General features: G+C 50.5%; 21 protein-coding genes, 2 tRNA genes and 3 rRNA genes. 3 read left to right on the top strand and 23 right to left on the bottom strand.

Annotation, left to right across the window (positions count from 1 at the left end):
* Positions 1-2: 2 nt before the first annotated feature.
* From FOC66_RS08285 to def, 5 genes are all read right to left on the bottom strand, one after another.
* Positions 3-596, bottom strand: coding sequence for a DUF4390 domain-containing protein (locus tag FOC66_RS08285; protein WP_003749237.1), 594 nt, complete (start codon positions 594-596; stop codon positions 3-5).
* The gene (gene rsmB, locus FOC66_RS08290; RefSeq protein ID WP_036494040.1) at positions 562-1,821 is read right to left on the bottom strand and encodes a 16S rRNA (cytosine(967)-C(5))-methyltransferase RsmB; all 1,260 of its coding nucleotides are present in this window, start codon (positions 1,819-1,821) and stop codon (positions 562-564) included. Before rsmB ends, FOC66_RS08285 begins: the two co-directional genes overlap by 35 nt.
* 47 nt (positions 1,822-1,868) lie before the next feature.
* Positions 1,869-2,387 carry an O-acetyl-ADP-ribose deacetylase gene (locus FOC66_RS08295; protein WP_003749233.1) on the bottom strand — a complete coding sequence of 173 codons (519 nt, stop codon included), beginning with the start codon at positions 2,385-2,387 and terminating at the stop codon, positions 1,869-1,871.
* 33 nt (positions 2,388-2,420) lie between these two features.
* Positions 2,421-3,347 carry a methionyl-tRNA formyltransferase gene (gene fmt, locus FOC66_RS08300; protein ID WP_003749232.1) on the bottom strand — a complete coding sequence of 309 codons (927 nt, stop codon included), beginning with the start codon at positions 3,345-3,347 and terminating at the stop codon, positions 2,421-2,423.
* Positions 3,348-3,482: 135 nt separating this feature from the next.
* Positions 3,483-3,986, bottom strand: a complete 504-nt coding sequence (gene def, locus FOC66_RS08305; RefSeq protein WP_003678675.1) for a peptide deformylase — start codon at positions 3,984-3,986, stop codon at positions 3,483-3,485.
* Positions 3,987-4,220: 234 nt separating this feature from the next.
* Between def and FOC66_RS08310 the strand changes: the two genes are divergently transcribed.
* Positions 4,221-5,486, top strand: coding sequence for a LysM peptidoglycan-binding domain-containing protein (locus FOC66_RS08310; protein WP_003749229.1), 1,266 nt, complete (start codon positions 4,221-4,223; stop codon positions 5,484-5,486).
* A gap of 315 nt (positions 5,487-5,801) precedes the next feature.
* Here FOC66_RS08310 and FOC66_RS08315 read toward each other — a convergent pair whose 3' ends face one another.
* Together FOC66_RS08315 and pyk are read right to left on the bottom strand one after the other, a co-directional pair.
* Entirely contained in the window at positions 5,802-7,217 is a 1,416-nt protein-coding gene (locus FOC66_RS08315) for an OmpP1/FadL family transporter (RefSeq protein WP_003749227.1), read from the bottom strand.
* 176 nt (positions 7,218-7,393) lie between these two features.
* Positions 7,394-8,866, bottom strand: a complete 1,473-nt coding sequence (pyk, locus tag FOC66_RS08320; RefSeq protein ID WP_003749226.1) for a pyruvate kinase — start codon at positions 8,864-8,866, stop codon at positions 7,394-7,396.
* A 221-nt stretch (positions 8,867-9,087) separates the two neighbouring features.
* On the opposite strand from pyk, the gene FOC66_RS08325 reads away from it, so the two are divergent.
* Positions 9,088-9,591 carry a hypothetical protein gene (locus FOC66_RS08325; RefSeq protein ID WP_003749225.1) on the top strand — a complete coding sequence of 168 codons (504 nt, stop codon included), beginning with the start codon at positions 9,088-9,090 and terminating at the stop codon, positions 9,589-9,591.
* A gap of 65 nt (positions 9,592-9,656) precedes the next feature.
* Here the strand turns inward: FOC66_RS08325 and FOC66_RS10820 are convergent, their stop codons facing one another.
* From FOC66_RS10820 to pyrB, 5 genes are all read right to left on the bottom strand, one after another.
* Positions 9,657-9,785 carry a hypothetical protein gene (locus FOC66_RS10820; protein ID WP_269208304.1) on the bottom strand — a complete coding sequence of 43 codons (129 nt, stop codon included), beginning with the start codon at positions 9,783-9,785 and terminating at the stop codon, positions 9,657-9,659.
* Positions 9,786-9,808: 23 nt separating this feature from the next.
* Positions 9,809-10,672: a GNAT family N-acetyltransferase gene (locus tag FOC66_RS08330; RefSeq protein WP_003749223.1), complete on the bottom strand. Its 864-nt coding sequence runs from the start codon at positions 10,670-10,672 to the stop codon at positions 9,809-9,811.
* A gap of 276 nt (positions 10,673-10,948) precedes the next feature.
* Complete coding sequence (locus tag FOC66_RS08335) at positions 10,949-11,614, bottom strand: hypothetical protein (protein ID WP_003749221.1); 666 nt, start codon at positions 11,612-11,614, stop codon at positions 10,949-10,951.
* Positions 11,615-11,807: 193 nt separating this feature from the next.
* On the bottom strand, positions 11,808-12,266 hold the full coding sequence (pyrI, locus tag FOC66_RS08340) for an aspartate carbamoyltransferase regulatory subunit (protein ID WP_003749219.1): 459 nt from the start codon (positions 12,264-12,266) through the stop codon (positions 11,808-11,810).
* Between the two features lie 10 nt (positions 12,267-12,276).
* Positions 12,277-13,197, bottom strand: a complete 921-nt coding sequence (pyrB, locus tag FOC66_RS08345; RefSeq protein ID WP_003749217.1) for an aspartate carbamoyltransferase — start codon at positions 13,195-13,197, stop codon at positions 12,277-12,279.
* Here pyrB and FOC66_RS08350 point away from each other — a divergent pair.
* A complete protein-coding gene (locus FOC66_RS08350; protein ID WP_003749216.1) occupies positions 13,196-13,492 on the top strand; it encodes a hypothetical protein in 297 nt (98 codons plus the stop codon). The two genes, pyrB and FOC66_RS08350, sit on opposite strands and share 2 nt — an antisense overlap.
* A 750-nt stretch (positions 13,493-14,242) precedes the next feature.
* Here FOC66_RS08350 and FOC66_RS08355 read toward each other — a convergent pair.
* From FOC66_RS08355 to FOC66_RS08405, 11 genes are all read right to left on the bottom strand, one after another.
* Positions 14,243-14,737, bottom strand: a complete 495-nt coding sequence (locus FOC66_RS08355; RefSeq protein WP_081456519.1) for a type IV pilin protein — start codon at positions 14,735-14,737, stop codon at positions 14,243-14,245.
* 175 nt (positions 14,738-14,912) lie between these two features.
* Entirely contained in the window at positions 14,913-15,200 is a 288-nt protein-coding gene (locus FOC66_RS08360; protein WP_003747589.1) for a ComEA family DNA-binding protein, read from the bottom strand.
* Positions 15,201-15,581: 381 nt separating this feature from the next.
* Positions 15,582-15,695: ribosomal RNA gene (gene rrf, locus FOC66_RS08365) — 5S ribosomal RNA — on the bottom strand.
* A gap of 96 nt (positions 15,696-15,791) precedes the next feature.
* Positions 15,792-18,680, bottom strand: a 23S ribosomal RNA gene (locus FOC66_RS08370).
* Positions 18,681-19,027: 347 nt separating this feature from the next.
* Positions 19,028-19,103 (bottom strand) — tRNA-Ala (locus tag FOC66_RS08375).
* Between the two features lie 5 nt (positions 19,104-19,108).
* A tRNA-Ile gene (locus FOC66_RS08380) sits at positions 19,109-19,185 on the bottom strand.
* A gap of 104 nt (positions 19,186-19,289) precedes the next feature.
* Positions 19,290-20,830 (bottom strand): 16S ribosomal RNA (locus FOC66_RS08385).
* The 16S, 23S and 5S rRNA genes sit together here with 2 tRNA genes alongside, the layout of an rRNA operon.
* Before the next feature lie 456 nt (positions 20,831-21,286).
* On the bottom strand, positions 21,287-21,703 hold the full coding sequence (gene dksA / locus FOC66_RS08390; RefSeq protein WP_003747644.1) for an RNA polymerase-binding protein DksA: 417 nt from the start codon (positions 21,701-21,703) through the stop codon (positions 21,287-21,289).
* Positions 21,704-21,935: 232 nt separating this feature from the next.
* Positions 21,936-22,493, bottom strand: coding sequence for a YggT family protein (locus FOC66_RS08395; RefSeq protein ID WP_003747645.1), 558 nt, complete (start codon positions 22,491-22,493; stop codon positions 21,936-21,938).
* Positions 22,494-22,495: 2 nt separating this feature from the next.
* Positions 22,496-23,293: a pyrroline-5-carboxylate reductase gene (proC, locus tag FOC66_RS08400; protein ID WP_003747647.1), complete on the bottom strand. Its 798-nt coding sequence runs from the start codon at positions 23,291-23,293 to the stop codon at positions 22,496-22,498.
* A gap of 76 nt (positions 23,294-23,369) precedes the next feature.
* Positions 23,370-24,068, bottom strand: coding sequence for a YggS family pyridoxal phosphate-dependent enzyme (locus FOC66_RS08405; protein ID WP_003747651.1), 699 nt, complete (start codon positions 24,066-24,068; stop codon positions 23,370-23,372).
* Positions 24,069-24,156: the final 88 nt, after the last annotated feature.

Genomic DNA, 24,156 nt, shown 5'->3' on the forward strand with positions numbered 1-24,156 from the left:
GTTTACTCCTGCACGACCGACAAGGATTTCCAACCCGAATCCAAATGCCAATTTTTAGACGTCAGGGCATTGATTTGGAACGGTTTGGGCAGCTTGGCGGTTGTCAGCAACAGGCGGATTTCAGCCTTCGTGTCTTTGGCGGCCACTTCACTCAGCGCGCCTTTGGATAAAACCTTCCAATTCGCGACTGCGCCCACTGCGCGCAAGGCGGCTTCAAGCGTGTCGTACTCGGTAGAAAACGTACCGACGGTAACGCGATAGCGGTTGGTCAGCGGATGGAAGGACAGTTTGTATTGAATCGTGCTGTCGTTGTTGAGCAGCTGGTCGAACTTGAATTTATAAGACGCCACGGACGGCGCCGACAGCTGCCAACTTAAATTGAAATGCAGGGGGACGCCCTGTTTGAGTGCTTCTTTGAGCTGATCGGGCAGGTCGGTGCGGAAACGGCTGCTGACGGAAAGCTGTCCGGCATGGGTCAGCTTTGCCTCGGCACGGGTCGCACTGATGCCCTCGCCCGCCGCGTTCAGCGACACAGCGAGCAAGAGCGGTACAATCAGCGTTTTACTGCTTTTTAATAAGCGCGTAATAAAAGCCATCTTGATGTTTGTTCGGTAAAAGCACATGCGATTCGATCAACTCGGCATCGGCATGGCGGTTAAGGAATTTTTGCAATTGACCGTCGTTTTCTTCGACAAAGACCGAGCAGGTAGCCAGCAACATCCTGCCGTTTTTCGTCAGGGTCTGCCACAGCGCGTCTAATAATGCTTCCTGTTGGCGTGCGGTTTTGACGGCATCGGTCGGTCGGCGCAGCCATTTGACGTCGGGATTGCGCCGCGCCACGCCCGAAGCGGTACACGGCACATCGGCCAAAACAGCGTCAAAGGCCTTACCATCATACCATGCCGCCAAGTCCTGCGCATCGGCACAAGCCAAAGAGGCCGTCTGAAAGCCTAAACGGTCAAGATTACTCTTCACCCTGTTCAGACGGCCTTCGTCTATATCCAAAGCAGTAACATGACAATCTGCCAGTTCCAAGATATGGCCTGTCTTACCGCCCGGCGCCGCACAGGCATCGAGGATGCGTTCGCCGTCTTTCGGGTTCAACAAATAGGCAGCACGTTGCGCACCAAAATCCTGTACAGACACCAAGCCGTCTGAAAAACCGGGCAGGCGGCTTACCGGCACGGCTTCTTCCAACATCACGGCGTATTCGTCCAACGCCCTGGCCAAAATACCTTCCGCAGCCAGCTTTTCCAAATAGCTTTCGGCATTACCGTGTCGGCGGTTGACGCGCAAAGTCATCGGCGGATGCGATTGCAGCGCGGTGGTAATGTTGTGCCAATGTTTCGGATAACGGTTTTTCAAGTAAGCCACCCACCACAGCGGCAAATTATGTTTCGCCACATCGTCTTTTTTACAGGAGGCCGCGAGCTTGTCGCGTTCACGCAAAAAGCGGCGCAAAATCGCGTTGGCAAACGAGCGGAACTGACCGCGGCCGATTTTGGCAATGCTTTCCACCGCTTCATTGACCACGGCATGAGGCGCGTTGCGCGTGTAATGCAGTTGGTACATCGCCGCCAAAAGCAGGCTTTCAAGCTGCGGATTGTCAATCGGCTTCTTCAGCATTTGACCAAGCATGTGTTTCAAACTGCCCAAATAACGTTGGCAACCGTAGGCAATATCCTGCAAGGCGCCGTTTTCCTGCGCCGTCAACTGCGGATGCGCCACGCGGATTTCCGCCAAAACATCCTGAAGATTGCGCCCTTCGGCAACCGCGGCAACGCTGTCGGCGGCCAGTTTTTGGGCGAGGGACATACTCATATTTTTGCTTTCTGATTCATAATTTGATTTCAAGTGTTCGGCGGATTTCAGACGGCCTGTTCGGCAGCCAGCAATACCCGATAATATTCGGCATCTGTTTTGGAAAAACAGCAAAAGATGATTTTTTCCACTGCCGGACATTGCGGCAGGGTTTGCTTCAAACTCTCCAAAGCGATACGTGCGGCGGCTTCGGCCGGGAAGCGGTACACACCGGTGCTGATGCACGGAAAGGCAATGCTGTGAAGATCGTGTTTCTGGGCAAGCAGCAAAGAATTGGCATAGGATTGTGCCAATTTAGCCTCTTCATTTTGTTTTCCGCCAAACCATACCGGCCCGACCGTGTGGATGACAAAGCGTGCAGGCAAACGGTAGCCTTGGGTAATTTTGGCTTCGCCCGTGCGGCAACCGCCCAAAGTGCGGCACTCGTCCAGCAGCTCTTTGCCCGCGGCACGGTGTATTGCACCGTCTACGCCGCCACCGCCCAACAGCGATGAATTGGCGGCATTGACAATCGCATCGACTGCCAATCGGGTAATATCGCCCTCGACCACTTCAAAAACAGCCATTGTTTTCTTTCCTCTACGTTGGTTTTCAGCCTGTTACAAAACCGTTCCGACTTCAATCGTCCGACCTGCCGCAAATGCCTGTATGCTCATGCGTTTGCTGCCGGAAGGCTGCAATTCGGTAATGTTCAGCGCGTTTTTACCGCACGCCACCAGCAGGCCGTCTGAAGTGCAAGACAACACCTCGCCTGCCTTACCCTGTTTGGCCACCACTTCGGCGCGCCAGATTTTCATCGGTTTGCCTTGATACTCGACCCACGCGGCAGGGACGGGGTTAAAGGCGCGGATTTTGCGTTCGATAATGTCTGCGCTTTGATTCCAATCGATACGCGCTTCTTCTTTGCTTAATTTTTGGGCATAGGTAACACCTTCTTCAGGCTGTTTGACCGCGTTCAGACGGCCTTCCGCCTGCAGACGTTGCAAGTCGGCAACAATCGCTTCCGCACCCAAACCCATCAACGCGTCATGCACTTCGTTGGCGGTATCCGTAGGCTGGATGGCGTAGCGGCGTTCGCTGACCACAGCGCCGGTGTCCAAGCCGATGTCCATCTGCATGATGCACACGCCGGTTTCGGCATCACCGGATTCAATCGCACGTTGAATCGGCGCCGCACCGCGCCAACGGGGCAACAGCGAGGCGTGGATATTGAGGCAGCCGTGTTTGGGCGCATCCAACACTTCCTGCGGCAAAATCAAGCCATACGCGGCCACCACCATCACATCCGCGCCCGTATCTTTGAGCATTTGCAGGGCTTCGGCGTTATTGCGCAACTTTTCCGGCTGCGCCACGGTCAAACCCAATTCCAAGGCAGCCTGTTTGACCGGCGATGCGGTCAACTGCATGCCGCGGCCTTTGGGGCGGTCGGGCTGGGTCAACACCAGCGGAATTTCAAAACCTGCGGCGGCGATGGCTTTCAAGGCGGCGGCGGCAAAATCGGGCGTACCGGCAAAGATGACTTTCATGTTGTGTCCTTGTGGAAATGGTTTGAATGGGCGCGTTGGGCAAACTGTTTCAGCTGAAAAGGCCGTCTGAAAGATTGAAAACCGAAGTCTGCCTTCTGTTTTGTCTTTTCAGACGGCCTTTAAGCGATGCTTAGGTCAGATGGTGTGTTTCTGACGTTTTTTCAGTTTGGTTTTGATGCGGCCTTGTTTCAGCTGCGACAGGTGTTCGACAAACACGATGCCCATCAGGTGGTCCAATTCGTGCTGCACGCAGATTGCCAACAGGCCGTCTGCTTCCAGTGTGAATTTCTCGCCTTTTTCGTTCAAGGCTTCGACTTTGACGCGCTCGGCACGGGTTACGGTATCGTAAATGCCCGGCACGGACAGGCAGCCTTCTTCATAAGTCGTCTCGCCGTCTTTTTCGACAATGACGGGGTTGATGAACACGCGCGGCTCGCTGCGGTCTTCGGTCAAATCCATCACGACGATGCGCTCGTGTACGTCAACCTGAGTGGCCGCCAAGCCGATACCGCGTGCTTCGTACATGGTTTCAAACATATCGGCAACCAATGTCTGGATGCGCTCGTCGATTTTTTCAACAGGTTTGGCGACCGTGTGCAAACGCTCGTCAGGGTATTGGAGGATGTTCAGTAAAGCCATAATATTCTCGTTTTATAAAGCTGATGTGTGATTTTCATACAGATTTGGTTTCCGCCGCCACAATCTCCTGTCATGACAGCAACATTCAATGCTAAAATAACGCCGAAAAATGTTAAGATAGCGCGACAGAGGCCGTTCGTTATCGTATTGACGGATGGGCGGCAGTTTCGCAAACTCCAGCCTTCTCTGTTTATCATCTGAAGACAAACCAAACCGATTTCAAGGGGAACGGTTATGCAACAACGTATTATAACCCTGCTTTGCATGGCAGGCATGGCTATTTCTGCCCACACTCAGGCAGCTTCTTTAAAAATCCGCCCCAATGCGCCGCAACGCTACGTCGTTAAAAACGGCGATACCTTGTGGGGTATTTCCGGCAAATATCTGTACAGCCCGTGGCAATGGAACCGCCTTTGGGGCGCCAACCGCAACGCCATCCGCAATCCGCACCTGATCTATCCGGGGCAGGTGTTGGTTTTACGCTACGTCAACGGCCAGCCGCGACTGGGTTTTGAACACGCCCAAACCCGTTCAGACGGCATTCCCGTGATCAAACTGCATCCGCGCGTACGCGAAACTTCCGGCTACGGTATTCCGACTGTCAACGTCAACCTCTACCGTATGTTCATGAAACATCCGCAGATTATCGCTCCGGAAGAAACCGCCAACGCGCCGCGCCTGATTGCGGGCCCCGACAACCGCGTCCTCTACACGCAAGGCAACCGCGTGTACGCATACGGCCTGACCGAACCCGGCCGCTACCTGACCTACCGCGTCAATAAAAATATCACTGATCCGGAAACCGGCAAATTCCTCGGCCAAGAAGTCGTGTTCAGCGGCATCGCCAACACGCTGCCTTACACCGACTCCGCATTGGAACACCGTACCCGCGCTTCTGACGAAAAACTCAAAAGCAACGAGTATTACACCCAAGTCAACAAAGTCATGAAGCTGCGCACCCAGTCCGCGCAACCTTTGGTTATCGAAGAAGCCGTTTCCGAAATCCGCAAAGACGACTATCTGCTGAAACTGCCCGAAGGCCTCGACAGCTTCAACGTGATGCCTCACGCCCCTGCCCGTCCGATTCAGGCCAAAGTCGTTTCCATCTTCGACGGCGTGGGCGAAGCCGGCCAGTTCCAAACCATTACGTTGGATAAAGGCGAACTCGACGGCTTGGACAAAGGCACGGTGGTCAGCCTCTACAAACGTGGCCGCCAAGTCCGTGTGAATCTGTCCAACAACCTGATTCGCAAGCCGAAAGACAAAGATACGGTTGAATTGGTTTCCATTCCGGCGGAAGAAATCGGTTTGGCAATGGTGTACCGCACATCCGACCATCTGGCCTCCGCCATTATTTTGGAAAGCCTGAACAGCGTTTCCATCGGCGATACCGCCTCCGAACCCGGCCGCGATTTGGACAATATGGCCGATGAAAAAACCATGGACAAACCGGCCGAAGACGAACAGGAAAGAGAAATCGAACTGGAAGTCCGCAGCTGATTGAGCTTTTTTAGCAGCGATTCGGCAAACAAAGGCCGTCTGAAAACCTGTTTTTTCAGACGGCCTTTTGATTGTTGCCCATCAAAATAAATAAAATCTGTAACACGCCGTTTTAAAGCGCAAACAATATCCCATGTCTTCAGCTATTTATCGGCTATCCCCTTTTCTATTGTCTTGCCGTTCTGCCATTCCAATCAGCAATATAGAAACCCTAACACGCTATTTATTGCCTATTGATTGTTTCATCTATTCCTGCTAATCAAAAAGGCCGTCTGAAATCTTCAGACGGCCTTTTTATCCACCACTCAAATCCGATTATTTAAATTTATAAGTGTATTGCAAGCCCAAGATGTCCGCTTTGTTTTTGAAGCGGGCAGAGGATGCACCGCGGCTGTCTACGTCGTTGCCGCTGGCTTTGCCGGTACGGTAAACCGTGTCATTGATGTGGATATGGCTGTACGCCGCATCGATCACATGGTTTTTACCCAGTTGATATTTAGCGCCGACGGAGAACCAGATACGGTTGCCGTCAGGTAGGCTGTTCATGCGGTCTTCAGCACTTTTAACCGGTGATTTGTCGAAAGCGATACCGGCACGCAGTTGCAATGGTTCGGTAACTTGGTAAGAGCCGCCGAATGCAACTTTATAAGTGTTGCGCCAGTTAGGCGTAATGACGGTACGGTCAGATTTGCCGTTGACAACGTTTTTGGTATTTTCAAACACCAGCTCGGCTTTGTTAAAGCGGCTATGACGCGTCCAGGTCACATCGCCGAACAAATTGGTTTTGTCGGTGGCGCGGTACATACCGTGAACAGACAAAGACTCAGGCGTGACGATTTTGACGCTGGCTTTTTCGTTCGGCACATAACCGCGTGCAGCCATTGCACCCAAATCCCAAGCACGTTTTGCATATGCGCCGTCTGCTTCCCAATCGGCAGTGCCTTTCAGCGTATGCGATACTTTGGAACGATAGTTCACACCCACGCGTGCGCGGTCGTTAATGTCCCACATCCACGCCAGTTGGTAGCCGAAGCCCCAATCATGGCCTTTTACATCGGCATGACCGTCAGCTTTGCCGGTCGCATCGACAGCAACGGGACGGCCTGCTTGACGGGAAGCCAAGCCGCTGGCCAACTGGCTGATGGCGCCGGAAGCGTCCCAGTCGGAGTATTTACGCAATTCGGCTTTGGAATATTGGGCAATCAAACCGGCACCGACGGCGTGCTGCTCATTCAGTTTCCATGCGACTACCGGCTCGATGGCGATGGTGGTCAAACCCAGTTTGTTGATGTTGTGGCGCAACACGGAATCTTTTTCATATTCGGTTGCAGAGCCGAAAGGAACGTACACACCCAAACCCAAAGTTACATCGTCGCTGGCTTTGTACGCGCCATAAACGTGCGGAGCAACGGTGGTTTCAGTAATTTTGCCGCCGGTCGAGCCGCTGACATCGGCACCCGTGCGGAAGTGTTTCGCAGATTCCGCCTCATAGTGAATGCTTGGGAAAACGATATTGGCGTTGACGGAAATTTGGCTGCTGTCAATTTTGCTCAAACCGGCCGGGTTGTAGAAAATGGTTGATGCATCGGCGGCTTCGGCGGCGGCGGCGTTGGCCGTGCCTTGTGCGTTAACGGATTGTGTGCCGAAGTGGTAGCCGGAGGCTTGGACGGCGGTAGATAACAGTGCTGCGCTTAAAATAAATGCTGTTTTTTTCAGATTGAAATGAATCATTTTGGTTTACCGTGAAAGTAGCGGACAAAGAAAAAGGCCGTCTGAAACGTCCTTTATTGATTTAGTATAGGCACTCAATTCTATACTACATCATTATTTTTGCCTAATCTTTTCTTTTTTTACACAAAAAAAGCAGGCTAAAACAGCCTGCTTTTCCAATCATCGGATCACTGCAATTATTTAACCTGCAACACTTCCAGCGTATTGGTCGAACCGGATTCGCGCATTTTCGAACCGCTGGTGATAATGTATTGGTCGCCGCTTTGGAGGATTTTGTGTTCTACCAACATGGCTTCCACTTCGTTCAGCGCGGTATCGTGGTCGGTACTGGTTGCCAAAATCAACGGACGCACACCGCGGTACATCGCCATACGACGTTGCGCTGAAACACTCGGCGTCAGGGCAAAAATCGGCAGAGTGATGTTGTGGCGGCTGACTTCGAAGGCGGTCGAACCGCTTTCAGTCAGGGCAACAATGGCTTTGGCGTGAACCGCGCGCGCCACGCTGACCGCACCGCCGGCAATCGCCAAGTTGGTGCTGACGGCTTCGGGATACTCGACCTGTTCGGCAACACCGTTGAGCGAATCTTGTTCTTTTTCCGCAGCCGCACAAATAATCGCCATTTGGCTGACGGTTTCAAACGGATACGCGCCGACGGCGGTTTCGGCGGAACACATCACCGCATCGGTACCGTCCAATACCGCGTTGGCCACGTCGCTGACTTCCGCGCGGGTCGGTACAGGGTTGGTAATCATCGATTCCATCATTTGGGTTGCGGTAATGCTGAAGCGGCGCAACTCACGGGCGCGGCGGATCATTCGTTTTTGCAGGGCAGGTACGGCGGCATGGCCGACTTCCACTGCCAAGTCGCCGCGGGCAACCATAATACCGTCGCTGGCAAGGATGATTTCGTCCAGGTTTTCAATGGCTTCTACGCGCTCGATTTTGGAAACCAAACCGGGGCGTACGGCGGTGCTGCCTTTCATTTCTTCTTCGACTTTGGCGCGTGCGATGTGCAAATCTTCGGCAGATTTCACAAAGCTGATGGCCAAGTAGTCGCAACCGATGGCAATCGCGGTTTTCAAGTCGCGGAAGTCTTTTTCGGTCAATGCACCGGCAGACAGGCCGCCGCCGCGTTTGTTGATACCTTTGTTACTTTTCAGCACATGGCTGTTTTCTACCCTTGTAATAATCTTACTTCCTTCAACCGCTTCAACGGTCAAAGTCAACAGGCCGTCGTCCAGCCACAAAACATCGCCGGCAGCAACGTCATTCGGCAAATCGCGGTAGTCCAAACCCACCGCTTCGCGTGTGCCTTCGCCTTCAAGTGCGGCATCAAGAACCAGCGTTTCGCCTTTGTTCAATTCGATGCTGCCGCCAGCAATTTTGCCCACGCGGATTTTAGGCCCTTGCAAGTCGGCAAGAATGGCGATTTCCTGACCCGCACGTTTCGAGGCTTCGCGTACGATACGGGCATTTTCTTCATGGAACTCCGGCGTACCGTGGCTGAAATTGAAACGGACGACATTAAGGCCGCCGACACGGATCATGTCTTCCAACAATTGTACATTGTTGCTGCCCGGACCCAGTGTGGCGACAATTTTGGTATTGTGGCTGATACGGGTTAAATCACGTTGCAATTGGCTCATGTAAACGTCCTTTCCTGTTGATTTCACGTTTGATAATGAAGAGGATTGTACTCTTAATGCAATAATGTTGGCGTAAAATTACATCATTTTCTGACTTAAACTAAATTTATTTTTGCATTAACCTACTTTCCTATCGGATACAATATACCCTCACGTCGTCATGTTTAATTTTCAGACGGCCTCACTCATACGAATAGAATACTGAAATATCCGACCGATCCATGAAACGTTTTTTAACTCCTCTACCCATCGGCATCGTTTTGGCCGACCTGATATACGGTTTCGTCCTGAATGTGATGCAAGGCTTAAACTTGCAACAAACTGCATCCAACCAGTCCGGCACGCTTTCCGTTACGCCCGACATCGCCTTCAACAGCCTGCAAATCGTCGCCAACGGCGGCATGGTCTGCATCATCGGCTTCGGTTTGATTGTTTTGTTCCAACTCAACCGCGCCGTATTGCGCCGACAAATACTGCCCATCGGTATTTTCCGAACCCTCGGCCTGTTGGCTGTTTTGGCTTTCAGCATTTCGTCTTTGTGGGAATGGTTGCATGCCGCTTTGTCGCTGCTTTCCGGCCGCAATGTTTTAAACTTCAGCAACCCGCGTTATCTGGTTACCGCAGCCTGCATGCCCATTATTGCTTTCTTGTGCATCTTGCGCCTGTACAATTGGTATCGCCTGCATCGGACTGTTGCCACCGACGATACCTCCGCTACCTTCTAATCAAGCTGCAAAAAGGCCGTCTGAAACAGAAAAACCTATTTCAGACGGCCTTGTCATTATATGCCTCAACGTTGATGGCTGGTTTCTACACCAGCCTTAATCTCGCCATACATTTGCGAGCTGCCTTGCCCGCTGCCTGATGCGCAGGCCGCCAAACTCAGTGCTAAAACAGCCGCAGTCAAAATCTTCAACATGGGATTTCCTCTTTCTACAACCATTATTTCGGATCGCAACGGAAATGGTAGGCGCAAATTTCAAATCCGTTTTTGAAGTAGAGACGATGCGCATCTGCGCGGTCATGGTTCACATGGACATTCAGATGGATTTTGGTTGCGCCGGTTTCCGCACCGATTTTGCGTACTTCTTCCAACAAGCGCGAAGCATAGCCTTTTCGGCGGCTTTGAGGCATGGTCACAATGTCGTCAATATGGATGTGGTAACCGCTGGCCAAGTTGTACGCGGCATGGAAACCGCATACGGCTACGGCATTTTGTTTGCCTTCTTCAAAAATGCCCAACAGGCGGTAGCCGGTTTTACGCTGATGCTCGTTGATTTGTTCGACAAAACGGTGGATATCGGTCAAAGAAGAACGCAAAATGCTTAATGCCGCAAAAGCGGTCGCAGTTTCTTCCGGCGGAATTTCACGCAATACGCCGACCACAGGCGCGGCAGCTTGAGGCTCGGGCTGGGTATCGGCCGCTTCCGCACGCTCGGCGGCGTGTTTTTCTTCAATCGCCTGCGCCAACAAAACGCGCTCGACCGGCACTTCGCCCTGCTGCTTGCTTTCCTGCTCTTTGAGTAAGGCTTTGCAGTCAATCACGCGCAAATCGTTATCCGCTGCAAAATCCATCAAGAAACGGAACATTTGCGGATTGTCTTCTTCCAGTTTTTTATCGACTGCCACACAACGGACATTGTCCACCAAAATCGGGCGCACCCAATTCGAATAGGAAAGGCGGTTGTCTTTGGTGAAGGAGGACAAAATACCGCACAGGCGCTCCGCCCAGTCGCTTGGTCGGAAAATCTTGCCTTTGCTGGTTGTACCATGGATCACAACTTCATAAGGATTACACACTAACATAAGCAGCTTCCTGAAAGTAAATGGCTGAAGGAATATTTCGCCGCTGCCGACATCAGAAAAAGTTCCGATACATAGCAACAGATGATTGAAAAAATATCAGTAGGGTTTTGAACTAAAACAATGATAAAACGGCCTTGCCGATCCTGGCAATCCGTTTCGAATTCTTTGATTATTATACCCGATACGCCTCTTTTTCTTCAAAAATCATTTGAAAAATAACAACAGGCCGTCTGAAACCAAGTATTTCGGTTTCAGACGGCCTGCATATCCTACACATCAATACAACAATTTCTTACGGGGCTTTTGCTCGCCGCCGGATTTAATTTCCGACAGATTGAAATTCAGTATGCTCAAATCCAAAACGCTTTCTGAAGTGCATTGATCGCCAAAGGCATTTTCATAAGTGGCTTTCAGTTTCAACACACCGCCAAATGTTTGGTCCGGCAATTCGGCAGCCAGCGCCAACATGCTTGCAAACACGCCGCCATACAATTCGCCCGATGCCAGCATATCCACGCCGCCGGAAAACATCTCCAAGCGCATAACCGCATCGGCAACCAGCTTGCTCGGCAAGTGATCCGGCAAAGGCTCTACCTCAAAGCGCACATTCTTCGCCAAGCCCTTACCGCTATTGCGGACAACCAAAACCAATAAATCTGTTTGCCCGTCAGAACGCTGCAACGTTGCATGCAAAACAGGATGAATGCTCTCTTTTTGAATCAGCTGCTCACGGTGCAACATCTTGCTTTTGGCTTTGGATCGCGCAGATACGACGGCCCAAATCAACCAAACCAATGCAACGGCAGAAATGGCTGTAACCAAAAGGGGAAGATTGGCCAAATAGGCTTGCTGATTAAACCAAACTTGTGCGGCTAAAAATCCGGCAAAGAAAATCAAGACGTATAAAATTGGGGCAAACCGGCTTTGTATGGATGAGTGCATGAGTTTTCCTACATTTCGTATCATGTTATTAAAAAATAATGCCTTTCGGGCGAATAATGTCATCAACCCGGGAGGCATTATTTTAACGTAATTTTAACGCAACTTGGCTTAATATCTTGCTTTTTATCATCTAATGTATCAAGCAAACAACTCAAACTTCGCAGCCGTGTCTTCAGACGGCCTGAGATTTTTATCAAGCTTCGGCAACCGAATCACGCGAGAAGGTTTTTTCGCAATAATGACATTTCAAACGCGTCTGCCCATGATGTGAGCGGACATAAAAACGGCTGATGACCGGCTCGCCATGACTGGCGCAATTGGTATTCGGACAGCGGAATACCTCCGAAATTTCATCCGGCAATGATAAATGCTGTTTCTCAACGACCTTAAACCGATCGATTTTGTTGACCACTGCTTCAGGGGCAAATAAAGCCAAACGGTTTGCTGCATTGGCATCCAACCATACGCCGCTGATTTTAATAATGTCTTTGCTGCCCTGCGTTTTGCTGGGCAAATTGAAGCCGACCGTTACTGCATTGCCATAATGCAGCAGTTTGAACTGCCTTAAAATGGCCAAGCCTTTACCGGCAGGAATATGGTCAATGACCGTACCTTGTTCAATCGCTTCCACGCTGAGTTTTGAGTTTTCCATCTTTCGCTCCTTAAACTTCTTCGTTCAATACCAAAGACAAAATCGCCATCCGTGCATACACACCGTTGGTTGCCTGTTCAAAATAATAGGCATGAGGTGTTTTATCCACATTCGGATGAATTTCATCTACCCTCGGTAAAGGATGCAAGACGCGCAAATTGGATTTGGCATTTGCCAGCATTGACGCATCAAGATTGAATTTACCCTGGATTTTGGCAAATTCCTGCTCATCAAAACGTTCGCGCTGAACGCGGGTCATGTACAAAATATCCGCCCATTCGACCGCTTCTTCCAAGCCGGGCAAAATTTGATAAGGGCAACCGGCCTCTTCCAGCTCTTCAGTGATATAGTCCGGCATTGCCAAGCTGGGAGGGGAAACAAATGCAAACTCACAACCCCAACGCTTCAACGCCTGACATAATGAATGTACCGTACGGCCATATTTCAAATCGCCGGCCATCGCAATCTTCAAATTGCTCAAACTGCCCTGTGTTTCATAAATCGTGACCAAATCCAAAAGCGTCTGACTCGGATGTTGGTTGGTACCATCGCCGGCATTAATCACGGGCACGCTCGAAAACTCGGCCGCCACACGGGCCGCACCGTCTTTCGGGTGTCGCTGAATAATCGCATCCGTATAGCTGGAAATAATCCTCGCAGTATCCGCAAGCGTTTCACCCTTTTTCGCACTGGTATTCGCGCCATCGGAAAAACCGATAACTTTCCCACCCAAACGCTGTACCGCCGTTTCAAAAGACAAACGCGTACGAGTGGACGGTTCAAAAAAGCACGAACCAATCAACTTGCCTTCAAGCAAATCTTCACGAGGCTGCTTTTTCAACTTCAAGGCCGTCTGAAGCAGCAATTCGAGCTGCTCCGTCGTCAAATCTGAAATTGAAATAATATGTTGCCGATAAAGCGGATTAGGCATGACCATTCCTTCCCATAAAAAAACCCGCAAAGCGGGCGTTTCAAGCAAACCGATTCCATCGTTGTCCAGCATGATTCCAACCGGACAGTCTCAACCATGTTTCTACCACACCCATGAAATCTCCCGCATTATCGCATATTTAACAGACGACTGCTTCTATCAAGTTTTCAGACGGCCTAAGACCTTTGCAAAAAATCCTTCATTCTCAACAGCCAAAATTCAAACACAGGGATTTGATGGTTTCCTTTTATCTTCCCAATACTCGCATCTTGTAGGAGCAAACAAGCGCAAGTAAGCTGTTAACCGATTCAACGATTCAAACATATCGCTTTCGAATAGCGTTGCACACCCATGTTGCCTAAAGCAAATTAGGTTCACAGCCTGATTTACAGTGAAACGTAACAAAGCTTTGTTCAACTACATAACGGGTTTTTCAACAAATATTTGGTTGTGTTTGATTTGCGTTTCCGTCGATGAGTTGTTGCAAAGGGCTTTTCAATAATGCAGGTCTGTAGCTGATGTTTTTCTAGGTGCCATCTGTTTTGCTGCCGTAGCCTTTGATCGAGCATTCTGCCATACCTTATCTCGTCGACATTGAAGGAGTGATGTGCAGTTTCTCAATATAGCCTTTCAAAATAGATACAGATATATGTTTGCTGTATCAACCAGCTTTCTACCCTGCAGACAATGCTATCTTTGCTTGGTGTAATTTGTCTGCAGCCTTTATCTTTTATTGTCCTTACCCATGACCGCTCGGGCCGTCTGAATAATGTTGCATCAATAACTTAAACTACCGATTTCTCTACTTTTAAACTTTTCCGCTCAGTTTACAGTTAATCAGCTCCAATAGTTCTGATCAGGACATTACCTTCCGCCAGCTGGTTGCAGTATCAGCATAAGGTACTGGATTTGAAATATTCAGTTCGTCAAAATAATAAAACAGGTTAAGACAATAATACTGTACTCGAGGTTGAGATCAGCCTACCCAAAGACGTGCCCGCGCACGTCCTTTTTTCTTTATCCGCCCCCCTTTTCGATCAGATTTCTACCCCATAAAAGGCTTACACTCCGCATCATTACCCCTAAATATCTCCTCGCCGTCCGTACAACTGCCCTTCCCTTTCATCTTCCCGCACACCACCGCCGTCAACGACTCGTTCAAGCGCAGCACCCTCGGCTCCGCCTCCCTGTCCAGCGCCACCGCCTTCAAGGTAAACTTACCCTCCAGGATACCCTTAGCCTGGCCGCTCATCCTGATACAGAAACCGCCCGCCTCCTTCACCGGCAATTCCGGCCACTTCGTCGACGTCAGCTTAAAGCTGCCCTTTTTCGCATAGAACTGCTCCATAAAGCGCGCATTTTCCAGCAGCGCGGCATGCGCCGCACGCAGGTTGGCCGAGCGGACCGATTCCCGATAGGCCGTAAAGGCCGCCGCCGCCAAGATCGAAACCAGCAGCATCACCACCAACAGCTGTACCAAAGAATACCCCCTCTGCACAGTTGCCCCATTCCGTTTTCCGTCAAATGCCTTTAAGTACATATCTTTCTTCCCTTTATCTTTTATATCCCTATCCAATAGGCGTCCTATCCGTTTATCCCTTTACCCAACGGAAGCCCCCACTGGTTCAAGCTTCATCCCCGCCCCCAAACAAAGCCGCCCCGGGCCCAACCGGCAAACGGTTCGGCCGCAGGGCGGCATATAGGCAGAGTCCGGCTTATTTTTTCACGGCAGGCTGGGCGGCCTTAGGCGCGGCAGAAGAAACCGTCGCCTCCGCCTTCAACTTGTTCAGCACCGCATCACCGATGCCCTTCACGTTTTTCAGCTCCTCCACCGATTTGAACGCACCGTTCTTCTGACGGTATTCCACAATCGCCTTCGCCTTAGCCGGGCCGATACCCGGTAATGCCTCCAGTTCCGCAGAAGAGGCGGTATTGACGTTCACGGCAGCCAAAGAGAACGCCGTACACATGGCGGCAAATACACCAAATAAAAATTTCTTCATCAGGGTTTTCCTATAACGTGTCAGATTGAATCAACCGGGCCGTCTGCAGGACGGTTTTACCCACCCCGCCGACACTGCCACATCGACAGTAGAACACGGCCCCATTCCATATAAATGCATACGACATATTAACGCAAATACCGTTCGATTTCAAACATTCCAAACGGTTAACCGTAACTTTCGGTACTTTTGTGCAAGAATAACAACAGGATAAATATTTCCGATTCCAATACCAAGATGCACAAATACTCCATAAACACCGGTACATCACTATCCCAATGTTTGACCCCAACACCCATTATCCCAATTCTGCCGCCAAACCGACAGAAACGACAGGCATGTAAAAAGCCCCCGACATCAGTCGGGGGCTTCGGAATGGGTGTTTGGCGGTGACCTACTTTCACATGGAAGAACCACACTATCATCGGCGCTGAGTCGTTTCACGGTCCTGTTCGGGATGGGAAGGCGTGGGACCAACTCGCTATGGCCGCCAAACTTAAACTGTTACAAATCGGTAAAGCCTTAATCGGTATAAATGGTGATGACTGAATCAGTCAGTAAGCTTTTATTATTTGAAGTTCTTCAAATGATAGAGTCAAGCCTCACGAGCAATTAGTATGGGTTAGCTTCACGCGTTACCGCGCTTCCACACCCCACCTATCAACGTCCTGGTCTCGAACGACTCTTTAGTGTAGTTAAACCACAAGGGAAGTCTCATCTTCAGGCGAGTTTCGCGCTTAGATGCTTTCAGCGCTTATCTCTTCCGAACTTAGCTACCCGGCTATGCAACTGGCGTTACAACCGGTACACCAGAGGTTCGTCCACTCCGGTCCTCTCGTACTAGGAGCAGCCCCCGTCAAACTTCCAACGCCCACTGCAGATAGGGACCAAACTGTCTCACGACGTTTTAAACCCAGCTCACGTACCACTTTAAATGGCGAACAGCCATACCCTTGGGACCGACTACAGCCCCAGGATGTGATGAGCCGACATCGAGGTGCCAAACTCCGCCGTCGATATGAACTCTTGGGCGGAATCAGCCTGTTATCCCCGGAGTACCTTTTATCCGTTGAGCGATGGCCCTTCCATACAGAACCACCGGATCACTATGTCCTGCTTTCGCACCTGCTCGACTTGTCGGTCTCGCAGTTAAGCTACCTTTTGCCATTGCACTATCAGTCCGATTTCCGACCGGACCTAGGTAACCTTCGAACTCCTCCGTTACTCTTTGGGAGGAGACCGCCCCAGTCAAACTGCCTACCATGCACGGTCCCCGACCCGGATTACGGGTCTGGGTTAGAACCTCAAAGACACCAGGGTGGTATTTCAAGGACGGCTCCACAGAGACTGGCGTCTCTGCTTCAAAGCCTCCCACCTATCCTACACAAGTGACTTCAAAGTCCAATGCAAAGCTACAGTAAAGGTTCACGGGGTCTTTCCGTCTAGCAGCGGGTAGATTGCATCTTCACAACCACTTCAACTTCGCTGAGTCTCGGGAGGAGACAGTGTGGCCATCGTTACGCCATTCGTGCGGGTCGGAACTTACCCGACAAGGAATTTCGCTACCTTAGGACCGTTATAGTTACGGCCGCCGTTTACTGGGGCTTCGATCCGATGCTTGCACATCTTCAATTAACCTTCCAGCACCGGGCAGGCGTCACACCCTATACGTCCACTTTCGTGTTAGCAGAGTGCTGTGTTTTTAATAAACAGTCGCAGCCACCTATTCTCTGCGACCCTCCGGGGCTTACGGAGCAAGTCCTTAACCTTAGAGGGCATACCTTCTCCCGAAGTTACGGTATCAATTTGCCGAGTTCCTTCTCCCGAGTTCTCTCAAGCGCCTTAGAATTCTCATCCTGCCCACCTGTGTCGGTTTGCGGTACGGTTCGATTCAAACTGAAGCTTAGTGGCTTTTCCTGGAAGCGTGGTATCGGTTACTTCATGTCCGTAGACACTCGTCGTCACTTCTCGGTGTTAAGAAGACCCGGATTTGCCTAAGTCTTCCACCTACCGGCTTAAACAAGCTATTCCAACAGCTTGCTAACCTAACCTTCTCCGTCCCCACATCGCATTTGAATCAAGTACAGGAATATTAACCTGTTTCCCATCGACTACGCATTTCTGCCTCGCCTTAGGGGCCGACTCACCCTACGCCGATGAACGTTGCGTAGGAAACCTTGGGCTTTCGGCGAGCGGGCTTTTCACCCGCTTTATCGCTACTCATGTCAACATTCGCACTTCTGATACCTCCAGCACACTTTACAATGCACCTTCATCGGCCTACAGAACGCTCCCCTACCATGCCAGTAAACTGGCATCCGCAGCTTCGGTTATAGATTTGAGCCCCGTTACATCTTCCGCGCAGGACGACTCGACCAGTGAGCTATTACGCTTTCTTTAAATGATGGCTGCTTCTAAGCCAACATCCTGGCTGTCTGGGCCTTCCCACTTCGTTTACCACTTAATCTATCATTTGGGACCTTAGCTGGCGGTCTGGGTTGTTTCCCTCTTGACAACGGACGTTAGCACCCGCTGTCTGTCTCCCGAGGAACCACTTGATGGTATTCTTAGTTTGCCATGGGTTGGTAAGTTGCAATAACCCCCTAGCCATAACAGTGCTTTACCCCCATCAGTGTCTTGCTCGAGGCACTACCTAAATAGTTTTCGGGGAGAACCAGCTATCTCCGAGTTTGTTTAGCCTTTCACCCCTATCCACAGCTCATCCCCGCATTTTGCAACATGCGTGGGTTCGGTCCTCCAGTACCTGTTACGGCACCTTCAACCTGGCCATGGATAGATCACTCGGTTTCGGGTCTACACCCAGCAACTGTTCGCCCTATTAAGACTCGGTTTCCCTACGCCTCCCCTATTCGGTTAAGCTCGCTACTGAATGTAAGTCGTTGACCCATTATACAAAAGGTACGCAGTCACACCACAAGGGTGCTCCCACTGTTTGTATGCATCAGGTTTCAGGTTCTATTTCACTCCCCTCCCGGGGTTCTTTTCGCCTTTCCCTCACGGTACTGGTTCACTATCGGTCGATGATGAGTATTTAGCCTTGGAGGATGGTCCCCCCATATTCAGACAGGATTTCACGTGTCCCGCCCTACTTTTCGTACGCTTAGTACCACCATTGAGATTTCGAATACGGGACTATCACCCACTATGGTCAAGCTTCCCAGCTTGTTCTTCTATCTCGACAGTTATCACGTACAGGCTCCTCCGCGTTCGCTCGCCACTACTTGCGGAATCTCGGTTGATTTCTTTTCCTCCGGGTACTTAGATGGTTCAGTTCTCCGGGTTCGCTTCGCTTATCCTATGTATTCAGATAAGGATACCTCCTAAGAGGTGGGTTTCCCCATTCGGACACCGCGGGATCATAGCTTTATTGCCAGCTCCCCCGCGCTTTTCGCAGGCTTACACGTCCTTCGTCGCCTATCATCGCCAAGGCATCCACCTGATGCACTTATTCACTTGACTCTATCATTTCAAGAACCTCTCTGACTTCGTTTGCCTACCCGTTGACTAGGGAAGCAAACTTGAAATTCCTACTTTGATAAAGCTTACTGCTTGTTGTGTCTTAATCCTGCCTTTTGTGTTTCAGGATTAAGTCGATACAATCATCACCCAAATACTGTGTTTGTTTTCTTTTCTCTTGCGAGAGATTCTTTATCCTTTGCAAAGAATAAAAAATCAAAACAAACGCATTGTCTTTGTTTGTTGATTTCGGCTTTCCAATTTGTTAAAGATCGATGCGTCGATATTTCACTTCGCAAATCAAAATAAGCTGCTAAGTATAGCAGGCTTCCTTTAATTTGTAAAGTGCTTGGTGGAGGCAAACGGGATCGAACCGATGACCCCCTGCTTGCAAAGCAGGTGCTCTACCAACTGAGCTATGCCCCCGTTCTTGGTGGGTCTGGGAGGACTTGAACCTCCGACCCCACGCTTATCAAGCGTGTGCTCTAACCAGCTGAGCTACAAACCCGGATTCTCTTCTTAAGCGAATCTTGTCTTCACTCAAGCTTTCCTCTTCCGCATCTTTACAGTTTACCGATAAGTGTGAATGCATCAGACCTCTTCTTTCTCTAGAAAGGAGGTGATCCAGCCGCAGGTTCCCCTACGGCTACCTTGTTACGACTTCACCCCAGTCATGAAGCATACCGTGGTAAGCGGGCTCCTTGCGGTTACCCTACCTACTTCTGGTATCCCCCACTCCCATGGTGTGACGGGCGGTGTGTACAAGACCCGGGAACGTATTCACCGCAGTATGCTGACCTGCGATTACTAGCGATTCCGACTTCATGCACTCGAGTTGCAGAGTGCAATCCGGACTACGATCGGTTTTGTGAGATTGGCTCCGCCTCGCGGCTTGGCTACCCTCTGTACCGACCATTGTATGACGTGTGAAGCCCTGGTCATAAGGGCCATGAGGACTTGACGTCATCCCCACCTTCCTCCGGCTTGTCACCGGCAGTCTCATTAGAGTGCCCAACTTAATGATGGCAACTAATGACAAGGGTTGCGCTCGTTGCGGGACTTAACCCAACATCTCACGACACGAGCTGACGACAGCCATGCAGCACCTGTGTTACGGCTCCCGAAGGCACTCCTCCGTCTCTGGAGGATTCCGTACATGTCAAGACCAGGTAAGGTTCTTCGCGTTGCATCGAATTAATCCACATCATCCACCGCTTGTGCGGGTCCCCGTCAATTCCTTTGAGTTTTAATCTTGCGACCGTACTCCCCAGGCGGTCAATTTCACGCGTTAGCTACGCTACTAAGCAATCAAGTTGCCCAACAGCTAATTGACATCGTTTAGGGCGTGGACTACCAGGGTATCTAATCCTGTTTGCTACCCACGCTTTCGAGCATGAACGTCAGTGTTATCCCAGGAGGCTGCCTTCGCCATCGGTATTCCTCCACATCTCTACGCATTTCACTGCTACACGTGGAATTCTACCTCCCTCTGACACACTCTAGTCACCCAGTTCAGAACGCAGTTCCCAGGTTGAGCCCGGGGATTTCACATCCTGCTTAAGTAACCGTCTGCGCTCGCTTTACGCCCAGTAATTCCGATTAACGCTCGCACCCTACGTATTACCGCGGCTGCTGGCACGTAGTTAGCCGGTGCTTATTCTTCAGGTACCGTCATCAGCTGTCGGTATTAGCAACAGCCTTTTCTTCCCTGACAAAAGTCCTTTACAACCCGAAGGCCTTCTTCAGACACGCGGCATGGCTGGATCAGGCTTGCGCCCATTGTCCAAAATTCCCCACTGCTGCCTCCCGTAGGAGTCTGGGCCGTGTCTCAGTCCCAGTGTGGCGGATCATCCTCTCAGACCCGCTACTGATCGTCGCCTTGGTAGGCCTTTACCCCACCAACTAGCTAATCAGATATCGGCCGCTCGAATAACGCAAGGCCCGAAGGTCCCCTGCTTTCCTCCTCAGAGAATATGCGGTATTAGCTAATCTTTCGATTAGTTATCCCCCATTACTCGGTACGTTCCGATATGTTACTCACCCGTTCGCCACTCGCCACCCAAGAAGCAAGCTTCTCTGTGCTGCCGTCCGACTTGCATGTGTAAAGCATGCCGCCAGCGTTCAATCTGAGCCAGGATCAAACTCTTATGTTCAATCTCTAACTTATAACTTCTGGTCTGCTTCAAAGAAACCGACAGGACAATGTCTAAAACATCATCTTGTCTGTCTTTCAAACAGTGTGAGGCCTAATGCACTCACACTTATCGGTAATCTGTTTTTTAAAGAGCGAATCGAATTATACAGTACAATTTTCAAAAGTCAACTAAAATTATCGAAAATTTCAACCAACTGTGTTATACTGTCTGCTTCGTTTTCTTCACCGCGTCAGCAGCGAAAAACCGAACTATACGCCTCCCAACAAAACCAGTCAACACCTTTCGCAAAATTATTTTCAAAAATTTAATCACTCCCCTGTTTTAACAGGTTTTTTATTTTTCTAAAAACACCTCAAATCTTCCCTATTCGCTTCCCAAATCCAACCCGGTTCAATACTAAGGCCGTCTGAAAGAGTATTTCAGACGGCCTTTTTGAGGTTTTATGTCTATATTTTAGTCGGCAAACTGTTTTTTCATTCGTTCGCGTCGCTCTTGCGCTTCTACGGACAGTGTCGCGGTCGGACGTGCCAGCAGGCGTTTGAGGCCGATGGGTTCGCCGGTATCGGCACAGAAACCGTAATCGCCTTCGTCAATGCTGCGGATGGTCGCTTGTACTTTGCTGAGAAGTTTACGCTCGCGGTCGCGGGTACGCAGTTCTAAAGCGTATTCTTCTTCTTGGGTAGCGCGGTCGGCAGGATCGGGGGCGGATTCGTGCTCTTGGAGATGGCCGGTAGTGGTGTTTGCATTTTCAATCAGCTCTTCTTGCATTTTAACCAGTAGTTCGCGGAAGAAGGCCAATTGGTCGCTGTTCATGTAGTCCTCTTCGGGACCATCCCAGTTTAAAATATCTTGTTCTGTCAGCTTTGCCATGGTGTCTGCTTTCGGTTTATGTTAATGATTTGGATGCTATGGGTTTGCTTTTATTGGGTTTTCTTGAATTTCCGTTTTGGAAATTGGGCGAATCATATCATGTTTTACCTATTCATTTGTTCTTTATATTTCGATTTGCACTTTTTTGCACTAGCTTACGCCTAAATATATTAATGTGCTTTTTAGGACGTTGTATTTTTGGTCGTTAATACCTGCTGCGCTTTCAGACGGCCTATTGGAGCAACCATATATTCGTTTGCTGGATAAGCTGGGGAAACCATCGTGTCAGCCACAACCATAATAAGAGTGCCAGCAAACTGCCTGAAAAATCGTATCGCCCTGCGCGTAAGAGGGAAAACGGTTTGAGCAATGGCTGCAGGATTCGTTCGATGGCATAGGTCAACGGCGAATAGCGGCCCTGTATGCTGGACACCATTCTGATAATCAGAGCGATAAGTAATGTATAGGCTGCGGCTTTCAGCATATGGAGTATGGCAAACCAGAAGTTTGCCAGAATCAGCTTATTGCTGATGGATAATGCCGGCGAGATGAAAATAATGGCGGTACAGGTAAGGTAATACACCAGGAAACCTGAAGGCAGGCAGTACCAATCGGTTTTCTCGCCGGATGGAAATGCTTTTTGCCAAGGTTTGGTCAGCCAGCCTGTTGCCTGTATGCTGAATTTGAGCAGGGGGTATTCTGCTGCCAATCCTGCGTATCGGAGCAAAAAGCGTGTGATACACAGGATGGCAACGGCGTCTGCCAATAATAGGAGCAAGTCGCCGCGCATGTTCAGACGGCCTTGTATTGTTGCGCCATTTCTTGCGAACGTTTGACGCAGGCTTCTACGCCCTGTTCGATGGCTTCGGCAACGTGACGGGCTTTGAAGGTTTCGATGGCTTCGTGTGTCGTACCGCCTTTGGAAGTTACGTTTTGCTGTAATTGTGCGAATGCTTCGCCGGTTTGTTCGGCCAAAGCCACTGCGCCTTTAAATGTGGCGAGGCTCAGTTCGCGTGCATCTTGTTCGTTGAAACCTTGTGCCAAAGCCGCTTTTTGGAGCGCGCCCAACAGATAGAAAACGTAGGCGGGGCCGCTGCCGCTGATGCCGGTAATATTGTGGAGTTGCTCTTCCTCGTTCAGCCAAACGGTCGTGCCGACAGAACGTATGATGCCGTCTGCGACGGTACGGTCAGCTTCTGAAACGCCTGCATCGGCAAACATACCGGATACACCCAAGCCGATTTTAGCCGGCGTATTGGGCATGATGCGTACGATACGGCGTGTGCCGCCCAGATACTGGCTGAGGGTATCGATGGACAATCCGGCCGCTACGGACAACACCAGCGCGCCATTCAAACGGATGTTTTGACAGGCTGCCTGCATGTCTTGCGGTTTGACGGCGAGAATAAGGACGTCGTCTGCACTCAATTCGGGCAGGTTTTCAGAAGTGGCTACGCCCAATTCTTGAACCAACTGCGCACGTCTTTCGGCGCCACGTTCAACAATGTGGACACGATAGCCGTCTTGTTTGACCAAACCGCCTGCAATGGCAGTCGCCATATTGCCGCCGCCGAGAAAATAGATATTCATAATATATGTCACTCCTTTGTGATATCGATCAGGCCGTCTGAGACTGCTGTCTGCCCTGTTCAGACGGCCATTAATTTTACGCTTGAGGATAATGCCGCTTGCCGAAAATCGCGCTGCCGATGCGGATATGGGTTGCGCCGCATTCTACCGCGATTGGCATATCTCCGGACATACCCATAGACAAAACATCTGCTTCGACGCCTGCCGTGTTCAACTCAGCCAACAGCCGCTGCATGGTGTGAAACTGGCTGCGCAACTCATCGTCGCTGCTGTCGGCCTTGGCCACACACATCAATCCGCGCACTTTAATATTCGGCAACTTGGCCACTTCAAGGGCCAGCCCGACCGCTTCATCGGGCGCTACGCCGTGTTTCGCCTCTTCCGCGGCAATGTTCACTTCAATGCACACCTGCAACGGCGGCATTTCAGACGGCCTTTGTTCGCTCAAGCGCCGCGCCGTTTTCAGACGGCCTATCGTATGCACCCAATGTGCGCGCTCGGCCACAAATTTGGTTTTATTGGACTGCACATCGCCGATAACGTGCCAAACAATATCCGGCAAATCGGCCAGCGTTTCCGTTTTTTCAAACCATTCCTGAATATAGTTCTCGCCGAAATCACGCTGACCGGCCGCATACACTTCGCGGATATCGTCTGCCGGAAACGTCTTGCTGACCGCCACCAGTTTCACCGCATCCGCAGGCCGCCCTGCAGCCTCAGCCGCCTGTTCAACCGCCCGGCATACGTCCCGATAGTTTTGTTGCAATACCGACATGGTTTTCTCCTTTAACCCGTTCATCACTCGGCATTTTGAAAATTTTACTTGGTCGAACGGGTTTATCTATTTAAAATAAAGCGATTTT

The organism is Neisseria mucosa (assembly GCF_013267835.1).
Classification (GTDB): domain Bacteria; phylum Pseudomonadota; class Gammaproteobacteria; order Burkholderiales; family Neisseriaceae; genus Neisseria.